Here is a 17,938-nt window from a genome sequence, read left to right on the forward strand (position 1 = left end):
ACTGAGGGCGTTCGGCGTTATGCGCCGGGCGCTGTTTTGATCCAAGTACTTTTGAGGTGATTCCCATGATGAAAGGTGGCATGGCCGGCCTGATGAAGCAGGCGCAGCAGATGCAGGAAAAAATGGCCAAGATGCAGGAAGAACTGGCCAACGCCGAAGTCACCGGCAAGGCCGGTGGCGATATGGTCACCGTGGTAATGACCGGTCGCCACGACGTGAAAAGCGTCAGCATCGACCCAAGCCTGGTTGAAGGCCTGAGCGAAGACGACAAGGAAATGCTCGAAGCCGTGGTCGCTGCCGCCGTCAACGACGCCGTGCGCAAGATCGAAGCCAACAGCCAGGAAAAAATGGGCAGCATGACCGCCGGCATGAACCTGCCAGCGGGTATGAAACTGCCATTCTGATTCGCCTTTGCGGGTTGGATGAGCTACACAAAATGCCAGGCATTGCGCCTGGCATTTTTGTTTCTGCTCCTCGGGCGTTCCGTATTCATTTGTGGCGAGGGAGCTTGCTCCCGCTCGGCGACGAAGTCGTCGTAAACCCTGAAAACCCGGTATGCCTGAAAGAAAGCAGGGGGAGCGCTTCGCACTCCAGCGGGAGCAAGCTCCCTCGCCACAGGAGTCGAGTAGAAACATCGAACGCTGTGATGTCACCAAGGTCTGCTCCCTATACCCCTGAATTCCCCATTCACAGGAGACGCTGACATGTCCGACCCTCTGACCCTCAATCAACGCTTCGTCCTCGCCTCGCGTCCGGTGGGCGCGCCGACTCCGGAAAACTTCCGTCTGGAGCGCGAAGCGTTGCCGGATCTCGAAGATGGCCAGGTGCTGCTCAAGACCCTGTACCTGTCGCTGGACCCTTACATGCGCGGACGCATGAGTGACGCACCGTCCTACGCCGCGCCGGTACAAATCGGCGAAGTGATGACCGGCGGGGCTGTCAGCCGAGTCGAGAATTCCCGTCATCCGAAATTCCACCAAGGCGATCTGGTGGTCGGCCTCACCGGCTGGCAGAGCCACAGCATCAGCGACGGCCGTAACATCATGCCAATCCCGTCCGGCCTGCCGAGCCCGTCAATGGCCCTCGGTGTGCTGGGCATGCCGGGGATGACTGCGTATATGGGCCTGATCGACATCGGTCAGCCGAAAGAAGGCGAAACCCTCGTCGTTGCCGCCGCCTCCGGTGCCGTCGGCTCGGTGGTCGGTCAGGTGGCGAAGATCAAGGGCCTGCGCGCCGTGGGTGTGGCCGGTGGCGCCGACAAATGCAAATACGTGGTCGAGGAACTGGGTTTTGATGCCTGCATCGATCACAAGGCGCCGGACTTTGCCGAACAATTGGCCAAGGCCTGCCCGAACGGCATCGACATCTATTACGAAAACGTTGGCGGGCATGTGTTCGATGCCGTGGTGCCGTTGCTCAATCCCAAGGCGCGAATTCCGCTGTGCGGGCTGATCGCCGGTTACAACGCCACTGAAGCGCCGCAAGGCCCGGATCGTCTGCCGATGCTGCAGCGCACCCTGCTGACCAAGCGCGTGCGGATTCAGGGCTTCATCGTGTTTGACGACTATGGCGACCGCCAGCCGGAATTCATCAGCCATATGGTGCCGTGGGTGCGCGACGGCAAGGTGAAATTCCGCGAAGACGTGGTCGAAGGCCTGGAGCAGGCGCCCGAGGCGTTTATCGGTCTGCTGGAAGGGCGCAACTTCGGCAAACTGGTGGTGAAGGTCGCCCAGGACTGAGCATTTGACGCTGGCCGGAGGCGCGGGTATAAACCGCGTCTCGTTGTTTTGTCGGACTTTTTACCCATGAGCTTCAGCCCTTTGATTCGCCAACTGATCGACGCCCTGCGCACTTTGCCGGGTGTGGGTCAGAAAACCGCCCAGCGCATGGCGTTGCAGTTGCTAGAGCGTGATCGCAGCGGCGGCACGCGCCTGGCCCAGGCCTTGAGCCAGGCCATGGAAGGGGTGGGTCACTGCCGCCAGTGCCGGACGTTGACCGAAGACGATCTGTGCCCGCAGTGCGCCGACACGCGCCGCGACGACACGCTGCTGTGCGTGGTGGAAGGGCCGATGGACGTGTATGCAGTGGAACAGACCGGGTTCCGTGGCCGCTACTTCGTGCTCAAGGGCCATCTGTCGCCACTCGACGGTCTGGGGCCGGAAGCCATTGGTATTCCGCAGTTGATGGCGCGCATTGAAGAGGCGGGCACCTTTACCGAAGTCATCCTTGCCACCAACCCGACGGTGGAAGGTGAAGCTACTGCGCATTACATCGCCCAACTTCTGGCCAACAAAGGCCTGATCGCCTCGCGGATTGCCCATGGTGTGCCGCTGGGTGGGGAACTGGAGCTGGTGGATGGCGGGACGCTGGCGCATTCGTTTGCCGGGCGTAAACCGATTTCCCTCTGACAGGTGTAGTGCCTGATCTGGCCCCATCGCTGGCAAGCCAGCTCCCACAGTGATTTCGGTCGTTCACAATGCTGTGCACACCAAATAAACCTGTGGGAGCTGGCTTGCCAGCGATGGGCGCACCTCGGTTTATCTGATTCACACAATGTTGTTGAAAACCAAGCAAGCGCTCGGTTAACGTCGGCCAACCCTCCAGTGGAGTTCGCCGATGCCTGCCTTCCAGGAATACTTCGACCCCAGTCACCAAATGGTCCGCGACAGCGTCAGACGTTTCGTCGAGCGCGAGATCCTGCCGGACATCGATGCGTGGGAAGAAGCCGAAAGCTTCCCCCGTGAGCTGTACCTGAAGGCCGGGGCGGCGGGGATTCTCGGCATTGGCTACCCGGAAGCGCTGGGCGGCAGCCACGAAGGTGATGTATTCGCCAAGGTCGCCGCCAGTGAAGAACTGATGCGCTGCGGCTCCGGCGGCCTGGTCGCCGGGCTGGGCTCGCTGGATATCGGCCTGCCCCCGATCGTCAAATGGGCCCGGCCCGAGGTGCGCGACCGCGTCGTGCCGCCAGTGCTCAGCGGCGAGAAGATCAGCGCGTTGGCGATTACCGAACCCGGCGGTGGTTCCGACGTCGCCAACCTGCAGACCCGTGCCGTGCGTGACGGTGACTTCTATCGTGTCAGCGGCAGCAAAACCTTCATCACCAGCGGCGTACGTGCCGATTTCTACACCGTCGCGGTGCGCACCGGAGCGCCGGGTTTCGGCGGCATCAGCCTGTTGCTGATCGAGAAGGGCACCCCAGGCTTCACGGTAGGCCGCCAGTTGAAGAAAATGGGCTGGTGGGCCTCGGACACCGCTGAACTGTTCTTCGACGACTGTCGGGTGCCTGTGGGCAATCTGATCGGCGCGGAGAACATGGGTTTTGCCTGCATCATGGGCAATTTCCAGAGCGAACGGCTGGCGCTGGCGCTGATGGCCAACATGACTTCCCAACTGGCCCTCGAAGAAGCTCTGAAGTGGGCGCGTGAGCGCGAAGCGTTCGGCAAGCCGATCGGCAAGTTTCAGGTGATCAAGCATCGGTTGGCGGAGATGGCCACAGCGCTGGAAGTTTCGCGGGAATTCACCTACCGGCAAGCGGCGAAAATGGCGGCGGGGCAGAGCGTGATCAAGGAGATTTCCATGGCCAAGAACTTCGCCACGGATACCTCCGACCGGATCACCAGCGAAGCGGTGCAGATTCTTGGTGGCCTGGGTTACATGCGCGAGAGCCTGGTGGAGCGGCTGTATCGGGATAACCGCATTCTGTCGATCGGCGGCGGGACGCGGGAGGTGATGAACGAGATCATCAGCAAGCAGATGGGGCTTTAATTCATTGGTGATGCAGCTGACGGCATCGCTGGCAAGCCAGCTCCCACAGGTTTTTTGGGGGGTACACAATATTTGTGAACGACCGAAATCACTGTGGGAGCTGGCTTGCCAGCGATGGCGCCAGTGAATGCGACGCTTACTTATCCGTCAGGGCAAACTGCGTCAGACAGAAAGTAGGAATCCCCATGTCCTCAAGACGCTGCGAACCCCCCAGCTCCGGCAGATCGATAATCGCCGCCGCCTCATGCACCCGCGCGCCCATGCGGCGGATCAGGTTGGCCGCGGCGATCAGCGTGCCACCGGTGGCAATCAAGTCATCGAACATCACCACCGAATCACCTTCGCACAGGCTGTCGGCATGGACTTCGAGGAACGCTTCGCCGTACTCGGTCGCGTAACCTTCGGCCAGCACGTCCGCGGGCAGTTTGCCTTGCTTGCGGAACAGCACCAGCGGCTTGTTCAACTGGTAGGCCAGCACCGAACCGATCAGGAAGCCGCGCGCATCCATCGCGCCGATGTGGGTGAAGTCGGCTTCCACATAACGGTGGGCGAAGCTGTCCATCACCAGGCGCAGGGCCTTGGGCGACTGGAACAGCGGGGTGATGTCGCGAAAGATCACGCCCGGTTTCGGAAAGTCGATCACGGGGCGGATCAGGGATTTGATGTCGAAGGAGTCGAAGACCATCGTCGAGGTGTCCTGGCAGGGCTGCAAACGGCGCAGTATACCCGCGGCTGAAACGCTTCGCTCAACCGCGGATCGAGATCAGCCTTCGAGCGAGCCGCCGGCCAGGGCGCAGAGCTGGATCGGGTCGAGGATATGGATTTCCTTGCCCTCGGCGGCGATCAGTTCGTTCTGCTGGAAGCGGGTGAACACCCGCGACACGGTTTCCACCGCCAGGCCCAGGTAGTTGCCGATTTCATTACGCGACATGCTCAGGCGGAACTGGTTGGCCGAGAACCCGCGAGCCCGGAAGCGCGCCGACAGATTGACCAGGAACGTGGCGATGCGCTCGTCGGCGGTTTTCTTCGACAGCAACAGCATCATTTGCTGGTCGTCGCGGATCTCGCGGCTCATCACCCGCATCAACTGACGGCGCAGCTGCGGCAGTTGCAAGGCCAGTTCGTCGAGGCGTTCGAAAGGTATTTCACAGACCGAGGTGGTTTCCAGGGCCTGAGCCGACACCGGGTGTTTCTCGGTGTCCATGCCGGACAGACCGACCAGTTCGCTCGGCAGGTGGAAACCGGTCAGTTGTTCTTCGCCGCTGTCGCTCAGGCTGAAGGTCTTGAGGGCGCCGGAGCGTACTGCATAAACGGAATCGAAAGTGTCGCCCTGGCGGAACAGGAATTCGCCCTTTTTCAACGGGCGGCCACGTTTAACGATTTCGTCCAGCGCATCCATGTCTTCCAGATTCAGAGAAAGTGGCAGGCAGAGAGGGGCCAGGCTGCAATCCTTGCAATGGGCCTGGTTGTGAGCGCGCAGTTTGACTGGCTCGGACATTTCTTAAATCCTTATGGGAAAACACACATAAGCCGTAAGGGTAACCCACGGGAGGACGTTCAGGCCAGCCTGTGGCGAGTTTGTCCCACGGGCGTAAAGCCGTAGGGCAAGTGGCCGATAAACAGGTATCAACACGCATGCAAGGAACCTCTCGATGGCCGCCATTGACACGCTGAATCCCGGTAACAACGGCGTTGCGTCTGTGCCGAGCACCGCCAGGACAGGGACCGACAGCGAGCAGAATCCCGCCTCTGCGCCGTTGGCAACCCCGACCTTGGTCGAGGGCGTCAAAGTGTCGCTGTCCGGCGCCTCCATCGAAAAATCCTACAGCGCCGGGGGCGAGAACGCCGACATCGAAGACAGCGGCTTGCCCGAGAACGTCCAGCAGTTGCTGAAAATGATCCGCAAACTGCAAAAAGAGATCGCCGAGAAGAAAGCCCGGATGGCCGCCGTCATGTCTGACAAAACCATGACCAATGAAGCCAAGGTCAATATGCTCGCCGCGCTACGCGGTGCCATCGCCGCACTGAATACCGGGCTGATCAGCGCCAATCTGGCGCTGTCCAAAGTCATGGATCAGTCCGGCCTCACCTCCGAGCAAAACCTCAAGCTCGGCTCGTTGCTGACGAAAAACTAGATCACCCGAGAGAAGCGCTGGCGGTTCTGCTGTTCCAGATACGCGTCGAACACCATGCACACCGAGCGCACCAGCAGGCGTCCGGCTGGCAACACTTCGATGCGGTCGCGTTCCAGCGTGATCAGCCCATCGTTGGCCATGCCCTGCAGTGGCGGCCACAGCGCGCCGAAATAACCCTGAAAATCGATGTTGAACGCTTGCTCGATTTCGGCGAATTCCAGGCTGAAATTGCAGATCAACTGCTGGATCACTGCGCGGCGCAGGCGATCATCGGCATTGCACACCAGGCCACGGCTGGTCGCCAGTTGCGCGGCAGCGAGGGTGTTCTGGTACTGATTCAGATCGCTGTTGTTCTGGCAGTAGAGATCGCCGATCTGGCTGATCGCCGACACCCCAAGACCAATCAGGTCGCAATGACCGTGGGTGGTGTAGCCCTGGAAATTGCGTTGCAGGGTCTGCTCTTCCTGAGCGATTGCCAACTCGTCGTCGGGCAGGGCGAAGTGATCCATGCCGATGTAGCGGTAACCAGCGGCGGTCAGTTGTTCGATGGTGCGCTGCAGCATTTCCAGTTTCTGCGCAGGGCTCGGCAGCTCGTGGCTGTTGATTCGCCGCTGCGGCATGAAACGCTCCGGCAAGTGCGCATAGTTGAACACCGAGAGACGATCAGGTTGCAGGCTGATGACTTCTTCGACGGTACGCGCGAAATTCTCCGGGGTCTGCTTGGGCAGGCCATAGATCAGGTCGATGTTGATCGAGCGAAATTGCAGGGTGCGCGCCGCGTCGATCACCGCGCGGGTCTCTTCAAGGCTTTGCAGGCGATTCACCGCCCGTTGCACCGCTGGATCGAGATCTTGCAGGCCGATGCTGACCCGGTTGAAGCCGAGTTCGCGTAACAGACCCATGGTCGACCAGTCGGCCTCGCGTGGGTCGATCTCGATGCCGTAATCGCCGGAATCGTCATCCAGCAGATTGAAGTGTTTGCGCAGGTGCGCCATCAACTGACGCAGTTCGTCGTGGCTGAGAAAGGTCGGAGTGCCGCCGCCGAAGTGCAGCTGCTCGACTTTCTGCGTCGGCTCCAGATGGCAGGCGATCAACTGGATTTCCTGCTCCAGCCGTTGCAGATACGGCTGTGCACGCCCGCGATCCTTGGTGATGACCTTGTTGCAGGCGCAGTAGTAACAAATGTTCGCGCAGAACGGCACGTGCACGTACAGCGATAGCGGGCGCTGCGCCTTGCGGCTGTCGCGCAGGGCATGGAACAGGTCGAAGGTGCCGACCTGGCTGTTGAATTGCACGGCCGTCGGGTACGAGGTATAGCGCGGCCCCGCCAGGTCGTAGCGGCGGATCAGATCAGTGTCCCAACGAATGGCGTCGAGCATGCGGGCATTCCCCCGGATAGGCTGGCAGTGTGGCGAGTCTATCGGGGTGCGGCGGGGGGGCTGTTGATTTGCATCAACGGCGACGAGAAGTGACTGCTTTGTGGTGAGGGGATTTATCCCCGATCGGCTGCGAAGCAGTCGTAAAGCCTATGTACGCGGTGTCACTGGAGGAATGCCGGGGTGCGCTTCGCACACCATCGGGGATAAATCCCCTCACCACAATAAATTCCCTCACCAAAGTAAATCCTTCACCACAATGAATCTTCTCAGGGCTGTGGTCAGGTCAGTGACCCATCAACCAATGTTGGTGAGGGCCAGGAAGGGTCCAGATCCCGAATAGAATCACCAGCAACCCCCCAGCCATGCGCACGCTGCGTTTACGCAGCAACGCCGTCACCCGCTCGGCCGCCAGCCCGGTCGCCAGCAGCACCGGCCATGTGCCCAGCCCGAATGCCAGCATCAACAACGCACTGTCCAGCGCATTGCCCTGGCTCGCCGACCACAGCAGCGTGCTGTAAACCAGTCCGCACGGCAGCCAGCCCCACAGCGCGCCGAGCAATAATGCACGGGGCAGTGTCGACACCGGCAGCAACCGGTTGGCCACCGGCTGAATGTAACGCCACAGTCCGCGACCGAGGCTTTCGATGCGGGTCAGGCCGCTCCACCAACCGGCCAGATACAGGCCCATGGCGATCAGCAGCAACCCGGCGAGGATGCGCATGACCATCGCCGCCGGGCTGTTCGCTACCGCCCAGCCGGCGAGGCCGATCAGCAAACCAGCGGTCGCGTAACTGAGAATCCGACCGAGGTTGTACGCCAGCAACAGACGAAAGCGTCGGCTGCGCTGCTCCTTGGGAATCGCCAGGGTCAGCGCGCCCATCAGGCCGCCGCACATGCCCAGGCAATGCCCGCCGCCGAGCAGGCCGAGGATCAGCGCGGAAACCAGCAGCGGCGCCAGCTCAAGCATGGGGTGGCGCCTTGTCCTGCGGTTTGTCGGCTTTGGCTTCGTCCACGGCGGCGGTGTGGTTCGGGTCCTGATCATCGAACAGGATGCTGTGGGCCGGGCCGTCGAGGTCGTCGTACTGCCCGCTGTCCACCGCCCAGAAGAAGATGTACACGGCGATGGCCACGATCAGCAGGGCGGCCGGGATCATCACGTAGAGAGCTGGCATCGGTACTCCAGGCCCGTGCGGCTCAAGCCGGCAACGGGCGGGTTTCTGAGCGGGTGCTGGCGACCGGCGCACTCGGCAGGCGAGTCAGGCGCAGGGCGTTGAGCACCACGGTCAACGAACTGATCGACATGCCGACCGCAGCCCACACCGGGGTGATCCAGCCGAGGGCGGCGAACGGCAACATGAGGCCATTGTACAGCGCCGCCCACAGCAGGTTCTCGATGATTACCCGACGGGTTCTGCGCGCTAACGTAAAGGCTTGCACCAGCGCGTCGAGGCGGTTGGACAGCAGCACCGCGTCGGCACTGGTTTTCGCCAGATCAGTGGCCGAACCCATGGCCACGCTGATGTCGGCAGCAGCCAACACCGGCACGTCGTTCACGCCGTCGCCGAGCATCAGCACTTTGCGCCCTTGTGCGTGCAGTTGTTGCAACACTTGCAGTTTGTCATCCGGGCGCAGACCGCCACGGGCCTCGTCAATGCCCAGTTCGGCGGCGACACTGGCGACCATCGGCGAACTGTCGCCGGACAGCAGCAATGTGCGCCAGCCACGGGCCTTGCACGCGGCGAGCAGGGCAGGGGCATCGTCGCGCAGGCGGTCGTCGAGAACGAACCACGCCAGCGCTGCCGAGTCATCACCGAGCAGCAGCCACTGACCCGGCTCATCCGGCATCGCGGGGATCGGCGAACCGCTGAGGGCGCAGACAAACTCCGCCTGACCGATGCGCAACCGCTGCGCGCCCACCAGTCCTTCGAGACCCAGCCCCGGCGTGCCGTGCACCTCTTCAGCCGCCAGTGGCGCACGACCGAAGGCGCGGGCAATCGGGTGTTCCGAACGGTTTTCGAGGGCCGCGGCAAGGCTCAGGCACTGGTCGCTGTTCAACGTGCCCAGTGGACGAATCGAACGCAAAACCAGCCGCCCCTCGGTGAGCGTGCCGGTCTTGTCGAAGATCACCGTGTCGATCTGGTTCAGGCCTTCCAGCACATGGCCGCGCGTCAGCAACAGACCGAGTTTGTGCAGGGTGCCAGTGGCGGCGGTCAACGCCGTCGGGGTTGCCAGCGACAGCGCGCAAGGGCAAGTCGCGACCAGCATCGCCAGCACGATCCAGAACGCCCGCGACGAATCCAGCTGCCACCACAACAGGCCGATCGCTGCGGCGGCAATCAGCGACAACAGCAAGAACCACTGCGCAGCGCGGTCGGCGATTTCCGCCAGGCGCGGTTTCTCGGCCTGGGCGCGATCAAGTAGACGGACGATGGCCGACAGGCGCGTGTCCTGACCCAGCGCCAGAACCTCGACGGTGAGCGCGCCTTCGACATTCAGCGTGCCAGCAGTGACCGCATCGCCCAGCGTGCGCGGTTGCGGCAGGTATTCGCCGGTCAGCAGCGATTCGTCGATGCTCGACTGGCCATCGAGGATCTTGCCGTCCGCCGGCAGGATCGAACCCGGTTGCACCAGCACCCGGTCACCCAGGCGCAATTCGCTGAGCAGAATGCGTTCGCTCTGGCCGTCGGCGTCGAGGCGCAGGCACGAGGCTGGCAACAGGTTCACAAGCTGCGCGGTGGCAGCGGCGGTGCGCTCGCGGGCCCGGCGTTCCAGATAGCGGCCGGCGAGCAGGAACAGCGCGAACATCCCGACCGCATCGAAATACAGCTCGCCGACCCCGGTGATCGAGGTCCAGATCCCGGCGATGTAGGCGCTGCCAATCGCCAGTGACACCGAGACGTCCATGGTCAGATGGCGGGTGCGCAAGTCGCGCATGGCGCCCTTGAAGAACGGCGCGCAGCTGTAGAACACGATTGGCGTGGTGAGGAACAGCGCAACCCAGCGCAGAATCGTGTGCAGCTCGGGGCTGAGGTCGATGTTGAATTCCGGCCAAGTGGCCATGGTCGCCATCATCGCCTGGAACCACAGCAGCCCGGCGACGCCGAGTTGGCGCAGGGCCAGACGGTTTTCGCTGGCCAGTTGTTCGCTGGCGCGGTCGGCCTGATACGGGTGCGCGGCGTAGCCAATGTGCCGTAGTTCGGCGAGGATATGGCTCAGCGGCAATTGTGCGTCGGCCCATTGCACATGCAGGCGATGGTTGGACAGGTTCAACCGTGCCTCGGCCACTGCCGGCAGAGTGCGCAGATGTTTCTCGATCAGCCAGCCGCAGGCGGCGCAACTGATGCCTTCCATCAACAGGGTGGTTTCGGCGAGTTCGCCCTCGTGACGGACGAAGGGTTGTTGCACGTCGGCGCGGTCGTACAGCGCCAGCTCATCAGTCAGTTGCACCGGCAAGGCTTCGGGGTTGGCCGAGGCTTCGCTGCGATGCTGGTAATAGCTTTCCAGACCACCGGCAACGATGGCTTCGGCCACGGCCTGGCAGCCGGGGCAGCAGAACTCGCGGGCCTCCCCGAGCACAACGGCGGTGAAGCGACTGCCTGACGGGACGGGCAGGGCGCAGTGGTAGCAGGGAAGTGGGGTGGTCATTTGTGATGCCGTGCAAATCTATTGTGGCGAGGGAGCTTGCTCCCGCTCGGCTGCGAAGCAGTCGTATGGCAGCGAACTCATTCTGCCTGAATGAACCGGGAAGCTGGTTATAGGGGCGCTTCGCACCCCAGCGGGAGCAAGCTCCCTCGCCACAGTGCAGCTTTTTATTTATCCAGGTCTTCGGCGCCCTGCAGCGGTTCATCGCCGAGCAGCAGATCCTTGTCGTGGCTGACCTGTTCTTCTTCGAACATGCGCCACACGTGGTCGTCCTGAGTGCCCAGCAATTCGACAAAACGTCGGCCTTCGACCTTGTCGCCCAACTGGCCGATGTAACGACCGGCCTCGGTTTCGCTGCGGGTCAGGACGATCTTGCGATCCTTCTCCGGCTGGGTCGGCGAGATCAGGTTCAGTTCCAGGGTTTTCGGCTGGCTGTCGCCGCTCAGGCGCAGGTCGACTTCGCCGGTGAGTTCATCGAGATGGACGTTGGCGCGCATCTTCAGATCCTGCGCCAGCAGTTCACGGTCCAGCGAGCGATTGATGCCTTTGCCGGCCTCGTAGTAGTTGTCGTTGACCAGGTTGTCCGGGTTGTTCACCGCGATGGTCACCATCGACAGGGTCAAGGTCACCGAACAGGCCAGAATCCCGATGATGATCCATGGCCAAAGGTGCTTGTACCAAGGACTGGCGGCGTTTGCTGCAGGCATGTTCAGTTCTCTCAACGGGTTTGTGGGCCGATGAATCGGCTCTTGGCTTCAACGTGGACACTGTCGTCGTCGGCGTCCTTGAGGATGAATTTCACCTCGTTGGTGCTCGACGGCAATTGTTCCGGTGCGCTCGACAACTCCACCGGCATGCTGAAGATTTCGCCGGCCGGGACCTTGATCTCGCGTTTGCCTTGCAAACGCAGATCCGGCAGGCCGGCGGCTTCCAGCACGTAGGTGTGGTCGCGCTGATCCTTGTTCATGATCTTCAGGCTGTAGACGTTTTCGATCCGGCCTTCGGCGTTCTCGCGGTACAGCACGCGGTCCTTGCTGACGTCGAAGCCGACCAGCGAGCGCATGAAGAACGCCGTCACCAGCAGACTGATCATCGCCAGCAGCACCACCGCATAGCCGATCAGGCGTGGTCGCAGTTTATGGGTTTTCTGGCCGGACAGGTTGTGTTCGGTGGTGTAGCTGATGAGGCCGCGCGGGTAGTCCATCTTGTCCATGATCGCGTCACAGGCGTCGATGCACGCCGCGCAACCGATGCACTCGATCTGCAGACCGTCACGGATGTCGATGCCGGTCGGGCACACCTGAACGCACATGGTGCAATCGATGCAATCGCCCAGACCCATGGCCTTGTAGTCGACGCCTTTCTTGCGCGGGCCGCGGGCTTCGCCGCGCCGCGGGTCGTAGGAAACGATCAGAGTGTCCTTGTCGAACATCACGCTCTGGAAACGTGCGTACGGGCACATGTAGATGCACACCTGCTCGCGCAGCCAGCCGGCGTTGCCGTAGGTGGCGAGGGTGAAGAAACCGACCCAGAAGTACGACCAGCCATCGGCCTGGCCAGTGAAGAACTCGAACACCAGTTCGCGGATTGGCGAGAAGTAACCGACGAAGGTCATGCCGGTGACGAAACCGATCAATAGCCACAGCGAATGTTTGGCGAGCTTGCGCAGGAACTTGTTGCCGCTCATCGGCGCTTTATCGAGCTTGATGCGCTGGTTGCGGTCGCCCTCGGTGACCTTCTCGCACCACATGAAAATCCACGTCCACACGCTTTGCGGACAGGTGTAGCCGCACCAGACGCGGCCGGCGTAAACGGTGATGAAGAACAGGCCGAACGCGGCAATGATCAGCAGCCCCGACAGCAGAATGAAGTCCTGCGGCCAGAAGGTCGCACCAAAGATGAAGAACTTGCGTTCCGGCAGGTTCCACCACACCGCCTGATGCCCGCCCCAGTTCAGCCACACCGTACCGAAATACAACAGAAACAGCGCGGCGCCGCCGATCATCCGCAGATTGCGGAACAGGCCGGTGAAGGCACGGGTGTAGATTTTTTCTCGAGAGGCGTAAAGGTCGACGCTGTTGTTCGCGTTTTTGCTCGGTGGTGTGACGTCGTGTACCGGAATCTGGTTACTCATCATTGCATCCCACGGCAGTGGACAAATGCCTCGGTCGATACGTGCCGACCGCGGTCAGAAAGGGGTGTCGCAGTGGCGCAATGATACGCCTGTCGCTCTAACTCAAGGGTGCGACCTTTGGTCGCGTTGGGGAAAAAGCATTATTGGTGTAGCGAATGCAGCAAAGCCTGATGCAGATCAATTGACTTGTTGAGTATGGACGGTTTTGGGGGGGCGGCTAATTCATTGTTCCCACGGGTTGATCAGGGTGACGCCGCTCGAGCGGAAATCACCGACATTGCGGGTGACCACTGTGAGTCCATGCACCAGGGCCGTGGCAGCTATCAATGCATCGCTTTCATTGGCCTGGTCGGGTACATGCAGGCTGGCACAACGCAGTGCCACCGCGGCATCGACCGGCAAGATTCGGGCTTCGAATGCCGGAATGACGTGACGCGTCAGCCAACTGCGCAACAGCTTTCCTTGAGCAGGATCACGCCGTTCCATTCGCAGTACTCCGGTTTCCAGTTCTTTCAAAGTAATAGCGGAAATGTACAGGCGCGGGGCGATGACGCCTTTGGCCCAACTGACCACATTGGCATCGGCTTGCGGCTTGCGAAGTTCGGAAATCACATTGGTGTCGAGTAAGTACATCAGGACAGATCCACGGGACGATGAATGATGACTGCGCGCTCGGTTTCGAAATCGATGTCGGCAGCCTCCGGCATGACCAACAAATCGACAATGCTCGTGTTTGCGCCGCTCAGTTTCTGATATTCCTCAATGCTCAACAGGACATGAGAGGCCTTGCCACGGTCGGTGATGATCACTGGACCCAGACGGGCAGCCTTTTTGGCGCTGCTGGTGTCCTGATTGAATTCACGGCTGGAGATGGTGGTGATTGCCATCATGGTTGACCTCTCGCAATACAGATGTAGCAACGTTACTACTTCGCTTTGGGGGCGGCAATCGAGGAAGACAGGACTCAGCCGTCCGTTGGTCGGTCCGTGGCTGGCATTAGTCGAGCCAGCCTCGCACAAGGCGCAGGCCGGCTCGGGTTGATTCAGGCGTGGCTTCAAGACTCAGGGAAGTCTGCCGCCGCCCAGGCTCTCGAGACTGCCGGTATTTCTGTGGGGCTTTGTGGTGCTTCTGGAGTCGGGTTGCAACGGATTACCCAGTGTCACGGCAATCGATTCCACGGGGTGGTTCGATGGATCGATTGCCTGATCGTTGTCTGTGAGTTTCTGATCAACCGGCAGAGGGTCTGTGCTGTCATTCAACATAGCGGCTTCATCCTTGAAGTGGCTCCGATGAGGGTCAACGGGCTGTGGACGACCCTACAGAGCATAGCGAATCGAGTCCATCAGGCATGTGTCTCAAAGTATTAATTTCGAAGGCGATTTTAATATTTCAGAAATATGATTAGTTAATTAGTGGCTTTTGTTTTCCTGTTTTTTTCGAATAGCTTAGTGGCTGTTCTGCAGCGTGTTGGTTGCATGTTCATGTTTTGAAATTTAACGGAATAATGGAGTGTTATGAAAATCAAGGAAGTTAAAAAGCTTTTCGCTTGTCTGTGTCTGATGTCCCTGACTTCTCTCGCCAGTGCCAATGAAGGTATGCCGCAGCACATGGTATTTGCATCAGACCCGCAATACCCGTGGACAGAAAAGTCGGACAGTGGCGAGGATGAGTCGAGCGCGGATTTCGAAAAGCGCGCGAAATGGCTGGTGGAAACCCAGTTCGCGAGCATTGCCCAGTTTCGCAGCGAGATGGGCGGGCAGGGCGCCGTGCCCCTGATGATCAACGGCGACATGACCGCGTTCGGCCATGGCTGGCAGCGCTCCTATGTCGGTTCGATGCTGAAAAAACACTTTGGCGATCACGTGCTCTACGGATTGGGCAATCACGACTACCAGAACAACGTGAATGACTGTTTCAGTGAAAGTTGCGCAGCGGGCAGTATTGTTGATTACCGTGATCATCATGTCGGTAAAGTCGATGAATTTGATCTGGAAGTCACTGGCAGTTTTGTGAATAAACACTATCTGGGTAGTCTTGCTTATTCAAAGAATATTGGTGAAGTGCATCTGGTGCAGTTGAACAATGAACCAACTTATGCGGTGAAGATTTCTCACGCGTTGAATCCGACCACATTCGATATCACGGCGTCGCTGGACTGGCTGGAAAATGATTTGCGAATAGCGCGAGCGCAGGGCTACGCGATCATTATCAACATGCACAAGCCCTATGAGTGGAAAGGCAGTTGGGATCAAGAGAAGCGCTTTCGCGAAATGATTGAAAAGTATCAGGTGACGGCGATGTTCGCCGGCCACTTCCACGACGAGGGTGGTAGCCAGACCTATATGGGGAGCGTGCCGATGTTTCTCAGCGGTTCAGCTTCTCAGCAGACGTACCTGACCGCCACGTTTTCCAAGGATCGCAAGCAATTGGAGGTGAGTCTGGTCGAGGACAATCAGTGGCGCAAACGTACGCCGGTGGCCATCGTGCCGGTGAAGTCGATCCGGGCCAGTAACCCATAAAAAAATCCCCCGCCAGAGCACTGGCGGGGGATTCTTCATTACATCAAGCCCTGGCCTTACTGCGCCTCGGCCTCCGGCGCTTTTTCACCGTGGGACAGGCTGTACACGTACGCTGCCAGCAGGTGCACCTTGTCGTTGCCTTGCAGTTGTTCCTGCGCAGGCATCTGGCCCTGACGGCCGTAACGGATGGTCTGCTGCAGTTGCGCGAAGCTCGAACCGTAGATGAACGCGGCTGGGTGGGTCAGGTTGGGTGCGCCCATGGCCGGGGTGCCTTTGCCTTCCGGACCGTGGCAGGCCACGCAGTTGGCGGCGAACAGTTTCTGGCCGTTGGCCGGGTCAGCCTTGGTGCCTTCCGGCAGTTTGCGGCCATCGAGCTGGGTCACGACGAAAGCTGCGACGTCGGCTACGCCTTGTTCACCAATGACGTCGGCCCAGGCCGGCATCACCGCGTGACGACCGCCCATGATGGTGGTCTTGATGGTTTCCGGCTCGCCGCCCCAGCGCCAGTCGGCGTCGGTCAGGTTCGGGAAACCATAGGCGCCCTTGGCGTCGGAACCGTGGCACACCGAGCAGTTGGAGGCGAACAGGCGGCCACCCATTTTCAGTGCTTGCGGATCCTTGGCGACTTCCTCGATCGGCATCGCCGCGAACTTGGCGAAGATCGGACCGAATTTGGCGTCCGAGCGGGCCATTTCCTTTTCCCACTCGTGCACGCCGGTCCAGCCGGTCTGGCCGTTGGCGAACGCGGTCTGCTTGTCGTTATCAAGGTAGTTGTAGCCCGGCAGCAGGCCTTTCCAGTTGCCCAGGCCCGGGTACAGCACCAGATAACCCAAGGCAAACACGATGGTGCCCACGAACAACATGAACCACCATTTCGGCAGCGGGTTGTCGTACTCCTCGATCCCGTCGAAGGAGTGGCCCACGGTCTCTTCCGTCTGTTCGCTGCGCTGGCCCTTGCGGGTCGACAGCAGCAGCCAGGTCAGGGAAAAGATCGTACCGAGACTGAGGACTGTGACGTACAGACTCCAGAATGTAGTCATTCTTTGTTACTCCTAGAAGCTTGCTCGACGTGCTTGATGGCTTCGGGATCATCCGCAAAAGGCAACAAGGTTGCGTCTTCAAACTCCGACTTGCGCTTGGGGCTGAACACCCACAATGCCAAACCGATGAAGGCCACCATCACGACAACGGTGCCCAGGCCGCGAATCATCCCGATATCCATAAAGAATCACCGTTTGCTTTTGATGATGGTGCCCAGGCCCTGAAGGTAGGCCACCAGCGCGTCCATTTCGGTTTTGCCCTTCACGGCATCTTTTGCACCGGCGATGTCTTCGTCGGTGTAAGGGACGCCGAGCGTGCGCAACACTTCCATTTTCTTGGCCGTGTCTTTGCCGTCGAGCTTGTTTTCCACGAGGAACGGGTAAGCCGGCATTTTCGACTCAGGCACCACGTTGCGCGGGTTGTACAGGTGCGCACGCTGCCAGTCATCGGAGTAACGACCGCCCACGCGAGCCAGATCCGGGCCGGTACGTTTGGAACCCCACAGGAACGGGTGGTCCCAGACGCTTTCACCGGCGACCGAGTAGTGGCCATAGCGTTCGGTTTCAGCGCGGAACGGACGGATCATCTGCGAGTGGCAGCCGACACAACCGTTGGCGATATAGACGTCGCGGCCTTCCAGTTCCAGTGCCGAACGCGGCTTCATGCCTTCGACCGGTTTGTTGGTGACGTCCTGGAAAAACAGCGGAACGATCTGGGTCAGGCCGCCAATGCTGACGGCGATGACCATGAAGAACGCCAGCAGGCCAATATTCTTCTCGACAGCTTCATGCTTCATCAGTGAGCTCCAACAACAGCGATCTGGGCGGCGGCTTCGGCTTCCGCCGCGTTCGAGGCGCGCACGGTGCGCCAGACGTTGTAAGCCATCAGGAACATGCCGCTGGCGAAGAAAGCACCGCCCAGGGCACGGACGATGTAGCCCGGGTGGCTGGCCTGCAGCGCTTCGACGAACGAGTAGGTGAGGGTGCCGTCATCGTTGATTGCACGCCACATCAGGCCCTGAGTGATGCCGTTGACCCACATCGAGGCGATGTACAGCACGGTGCCGATGGTCGCGAGCCAGAAGTGCGCGTTGATCAGGCCGACACTGTGCATCTGCGCACGACCGAACAGTTTCGGGATCATGTGGTAGATCGCGCCGATCGAGATCATCGCCACCCAGCCCAGCGCGCCGGCGTGAACGTGGCCGATGGTCCAGTCGGTGTAGTGCGAGAGCGAGTTGACGGTCTTGATCGCCATCATCGGCCCTTCGAAGGTCGACATGCCGTAGAACGCCAGCGACACCACGAGGAAGCGCAGGATCGG

Annotated in this window: 20 protein-coding genes; 6 read left to right on the forward strand and 14 right to left on the reverse strand. The window is 60.4% G+C overall.

The window, feature by feature from the left end:
• Positions 1-65: 65 nt before the first annotated feature.
• From ACIP8I_RS14060 to ACIP8I_RS14075, 4 genes are all read left to right on the forward strand, one after another.
• Positions 66-404: a YbaB/EbfC family nucleoid-associated protein gene (locus tag ACIP8I_RS14060; protein WP_003223337.1), complete on the forward strand. Its 339-nt coding sequence runs from the start codon at positions 66-68 to the stop codon at positions 402-404.
• 300 nt (positions 405-704) lie between these two features.
• Positions 705-1,739 (forward strand): NADP-dependent oxidoreductase, encoded by a 1,035-nt coding sequence (locus ACIP8I_RS14065; protein WP_095138663.1) that lies wholly within the window; start codon positions 705-707, stop codon positions 1,737-1,739.
• Positions 1,740-1,805: 66 nt separating this feature from the next.
• Entirely contained in the window at positions 1,806-2,408 is a 603-nt protein-coding gene (gene recR, locus ACIP8I_RS14070) for a recombination mediator RecR (protein WP_007965550.1), read from the forward strand.
• 208 nt (positions 2,409-2,616) lie between these two features.
• The gene (locus tag ACIP8I_RS14075) at positions 2,617-3,765 is read left to right on the forward strand and encodes an acyl-CoA dehydrogenase family protein (protein ID WP_400761865.1); all 1,149 of its coding nucleotides are present in this window, start codon (positions 2,617-2,619) and stop codon (positions 3,763-3,765) included.
• A gap of 136 nt (positions 3,766-3,901) precedes the next feature.
• On the opposite strand, the gene ACIP8I_RS14080 is transcribed toward ACIP8I_RS14075, so the two are convergent.
• Both ACIP8I_RS14080 and fnr read right to left on the reverse strand, forming a co-directional pair.
• Positions 3,902-4,450 carry an adenine phosphoribosyltransferase gene (locus ACIP8I_RS14080; RefSeq protein ID WP_003223345.1) on the reverse strand — a complete coding sequence of 183 codons (549 nt, stop codon included), beginning with the start codon at positions 4,448-4,450 and terminating at the stop codon, positions 3,902-3,904.
• A 78-nt stretch (positions 4,451-4,528) separates the two neighbouring features.
• The gene (fnr, locus tag ACIP8I_RS14085; protein ID WP_003223347.1) at positions 4,529-5,263 is read right to left on the reverse strand and encodes a fumarate/nitrate reduction transcriptional regulator Fnr; all 735 of its coding nucleotides are present in this window, start codon (positions 5,261-5,263) and stop codon (positions 4,529-4,531) included.
• 154 nt (positions 5,264-5,417) lie between these two features.
• On the opposite strand from fnr, the gene ACIP8I_RS14090 reads away from it, so the two are divergent.
• On the forward strand, positions 5,418-5,900 hold the full coding sequence (locus tag ACIP8I_RS14090) for a hypothetical protein (RefSeq protein ID WP_400761868.1): 483 nt from the start codon (positions 5,418-5,420) through the stop codon (positions 5,898-5,900).
• Here ACIP8I_RS14090 and hemN read toward each other — a convergent pair.
• From hemN to ACIP8I_RS14130, 8 genes are all read right to left on the reverse strand, one after another.
• Positions 5,897-7,279 (reverse strand): oxygen-independent coproporphyrinogen III oxidase, encoded by a 1,383-nt coding sequence (hemN, locus tag ACIP8I_RS14095; protein ID WP_400761870.1) that lies wholly within the window; start codon positions 7,277-7,279, stop codon positions 5,897-5,899. The genes ACIP8I_RS14090 and hemN overlap by 4 nt on opposite strands.
• Positions 7,280-7,562: 283 nt before the next feature.
• Positions 7,563-8,246 carry a sulfite exporter TauE/SafE family protein gene (locus ACIP8I_RS14100; RefSeq protein WP_103368393.1) on the reverse strand — a complete coding sequence of 228 codons (684 nt, stop codon included), beginning with the start codon at positions 8,244-8,246 and terminating at the stop codon, positions 7,563-7,565.
• Complete coding sequence (gene ccoS / locus ACIP8I_RS14105; protein WP_007965536.1) at positions 8,239-8,451, reverse strand: cbb3-type cytochrome oxidase assembly protein CcoS; 213 nt, start codon at positions 8,449-8,451, stop codon at positions 8,239-8,241. Before ccoS ends, ACIP8I_RS14100 begins: the two co-directional genes overlap by 8 nt.
• A 22-nt stretch (positions 8,452-8,473) precedes the next feature.
• A complete protein-coding gene (locus tag ACIP8I_RS14110; protein WP_400761872.1) occupies positions 8,474-10,924 on the reverse strand; it encodes a heavy metal translocating P-type ATPase in 2,451 nt (816 codons plus the stop codon).
• Between the two features lie 164 nt (positions 10,925-11,088).
• Complete coding sequence (locus ACIP8I_RS14115; RefSeq protein WP_266276612.1) at positions 11,089-11,628, reverse strand: FixH family protein; 540 nt, start codon at positions 11,626-11,628, stop codon at positions 11,089-11,091.
• Between the two features lie 11 nt (positions 11,629-11,639).
• On the reverse strand, positions 11,640-13,055 hold the full coding sequence (ccoG, locus tag ACIP8I_RS14120; protein WP_367083983.1) for a cytochrome c oxidase accessory protein CcoG: 1,416 nt from the start codon (positions 13,053-13,055) through the stop codon (positions 11,640-11,642).
• A 222-nt stretch (positions 13,056-13,277) separates the two neighbouring features.
• Entirely contained in the window at positions 13,278-13,688 is a 411-nt protein-coding gene (locus tag ACIP8I_RS14125) for a type II toxin-antitoxin system VapC family toxin (protein WP_367083984.1), read from the reverse strand.
• Positions 13,688-13,942: a type II toxin-antitoxin system Phd/YefM family antitoxin gene (locus ACIP8I_RS14130; RefSeq protein WP_047599120.1), complete on the reverse strand. Its 255-nt coding sequence runs from the start codon at positions 13,940-13,942 to the stop codon at positions 13,688-13,690. The genes ACIP8I_RS14125 and ACIP8I_RS14130 overlap by 1 nt, the downstream gene beginning before the upstream one ends.
• A gap of 627 nt (positions 13,943-14,569) precedes the next feature.
• Here ACIP8I_RS14130 and ACIP8I_RS14135 point away from each other — a divergent pair.
• Positions 14,570-15,574 carry a metallophosphoesterase gene (locus tag ACIP8I_RS14135; RefSeq protein WP_367083985.1) on the forward strand — a complete coding sequence of 335 codons (1,005 nt, stop codon included), beginning with the start codon at positions 14,570-14,572 and terminating at the stop codon, positions 15,572-15,574.
• Positions 15,575-15,630: 56 nt separating this feature from the next.
• Here ACIP8I_RS14135 and ccoP read toward each other — a convergent pair whose 3' ends face one another.
• From ccoP to ACIP8I_RS14155, 4 genes are all read right to left on the reverse strand, one after another.
• Complete coding sequence (gene ccoP, locus ACIP8I_RS14140) at positions 15,631-16,614, reverse strand: cytochrome-c oxidase, cbb3-type subunit III (RefSeq protein ID WP_108589296.1); 984 nt, start codon at positions 16,612-16,614, stop codon at positions 15,631-15,633.
• Entirely contained in the window at positions 16,611-16,796 is a 186-nt protein-coding gene (locus tag ACIP8I_RS14145) for a CcoQ/FixQ family Cbb3-type cytochrome c oxidase assembly chaperone (RefSeq protein WP_003175465.1), read from the reverse strand. The genes ccoP and ACIP8I_RS14145 overlap by 4 nt, the downstream gene beginning before the upstream one ends.
• A 6-nt stretch (positions 16,797-16,802) precedes the next feature.
• Entirely contained in the window at positions 16,803-17,411 is a 609-nt protein-coding gene (ccoO, locus tag ACIP8I_RS14150) for a cytochrome-c oxidase, cbb3-type subunit II (RefSeq protein WP_024164411.1), read from the reverse strand.
• Positions 17,411-17,938, reverse strand: a 528-nt coding sequence (locus ACIP8I_RS14155; RefSeq protein WP_400761877.1) for a cbb3-type cytochrome c oxidase subunit I, incomplete at its 5' end; no start/stop codon positions are given. The genes ccoO and ACIP8I_RS14155, both read right to left, overlap by 1 nt.

Origin of the sequence: Pseudomonas sp. NPDC088414 (assembly GCF_044753325.1) — a bacterium.
Lineage (GTDB): Bacteria > Pseudomonadota > Gammaproteobacteria > Pseudomonadales > Pseudomonadaceae > Aquipseudomonas.

What these genes read in the sequence shown, in the direction of transcription:
- ACIP8I_RS14145 (WP_003175465.1), bottom strand. Translation starts at nt 16,796, where the DNA reads ATGGATATCGGGATGATTCGCGGCCTGGGCACCGTTGTCGTGATGGTG.
- ccoP (WP_108589296.1), bottom strand. Translation starts at nt 16,614, where the DNA reads ATGACTACATTCTGGAGTCTGTACGTCACAGTCCTCAGTCTCGGTACG.
- ACIP8I_RS14130 (WP_047599120.1), bottom strand. Translation starts at nt 13,942, where the DNA reads ATGGCAATCACCACCATCTCCAGCCGTGAATTCAATCAGGACACCAGC.
- ACIP8I_RS14110 (WP_400761872.1), bottom strand. Translation starts at nt 10,924, where the DNA reads ATGACCACCCCACTTCCCTGCTACCACTGCGCCCTGCCCGTCCCGTCA.
- ACIP8I_RS14135 (WP_367083985.1), top strand. Translation starts at nt 14,570, where the DNA reads ATGAAAATCAAGGAAGTTAAAAAGCTTTTCGCTTGTCTGTGTCTGATG.
- fnr (WP_003223347.1), bottom strand. Translation starts at nt 5,263, where the DNA reads ATGTCCGAGCCAGTCAAACTGCGCGCTCACAACCAGGCCCATTGCAAG.
- ACIP8I_RS14090 (WP_400761868.1), top strand. Translation starts at nt 5,418, where the DNA reads ATGGCCGCCATTGACACGCTGAATCCCGGTAACAACGGCGTTGCGTCT.
- ACIP8I_RS14065 (WP_095138663.1), top strand. Translation starts at nt 705, where the DNA reads ATGTCCGACCCTCTGACCCTCAATCAACGCTTCGTCCTCGCCTCGCGT.
- ccoG (WP_367083983.1), bottom strand. Translation starts at nt 13,055, where the DNA reads ATGAGTAACCAGATTCCGGTACACGACGTCACACCACCGAGCAAAAAC.
- recR (WP_007965550.1), top strand. Translation starts at nt 1,806, where the DNA reads ATGAGCTTCAGCCCTTTGATTCGCCAACTGATCGACGCCCTGCGCACT.
- hemN (WP_400761870.1), bottom strand. Translation starts at nt 7,279, where the DNA reads ATGCTCGACGCCATTCGTTGGGACACTGATCTGATCCGCCGCTACGAC.
- ACIP8I_RS14100 (WP_103368393.1), bottom strand. Translation starts at nt 8,246, where the DNA reads ATGCTTGAGCTGGCGCCGCTGCTGGTTTCCGCGCTGATCCTCGGCCTG.
- ACIP8I_RS14060 (WP_003223337.1), top strand. Translation starts at nt 66, where the DNA reads ATGATGAAAGGTGGCATGGCCGGCCTGATGAAGCAGGCGCAGCAGATG.
- ccoO (WP_024164411.1), bottom strand. Translation starts at nt 17,411, where the DNA reads ATGAAGCATGAAGCTGTCGAGAAGAATATTGGCCTGCTGGCGTTCTTC.
- ACIP8I_RS14125 (WP_367083984.1), bottom strand. Translation starts at nt 13,688, where the DNA reads ATGTACTTACTCGACACCAATGTGATTTCCGAACTTCGCAAGCCGCAA.
- ACIP8I_RS14080 (WP_003223345.1), bottom strand. Translation starts at nt 4,450, where the DNA reads ATGGTCTTCGACTCCTTCGACATCAAATCCCTGATCCGCCCCGTGATC.
- ccoS (WP_007965536.1), bottom strand. Translation starts at nt 8,451, where the DNA reads ATGCCAGCTCTCTACGTGATGATCCCGGCCGCCCTGCTGATCGTGGCC.
- ACIP8I_RS14115 (WP_266276612.1), bottom strand. Translation starts at nt 11,628, where the DNA reads ATGCCTGCAGCAAACGCCGCCAGTCCTTGGTACAAGCACCTTTGGCCA.
- ACIP8I_RS14075 (WP_400761865.1), top strand. Translation starts at nt 2,617, where the DNA reads ATGCCTGCCTTCCAGGAATACTTCGACCCCAGTCACCAAATGGTCCGC.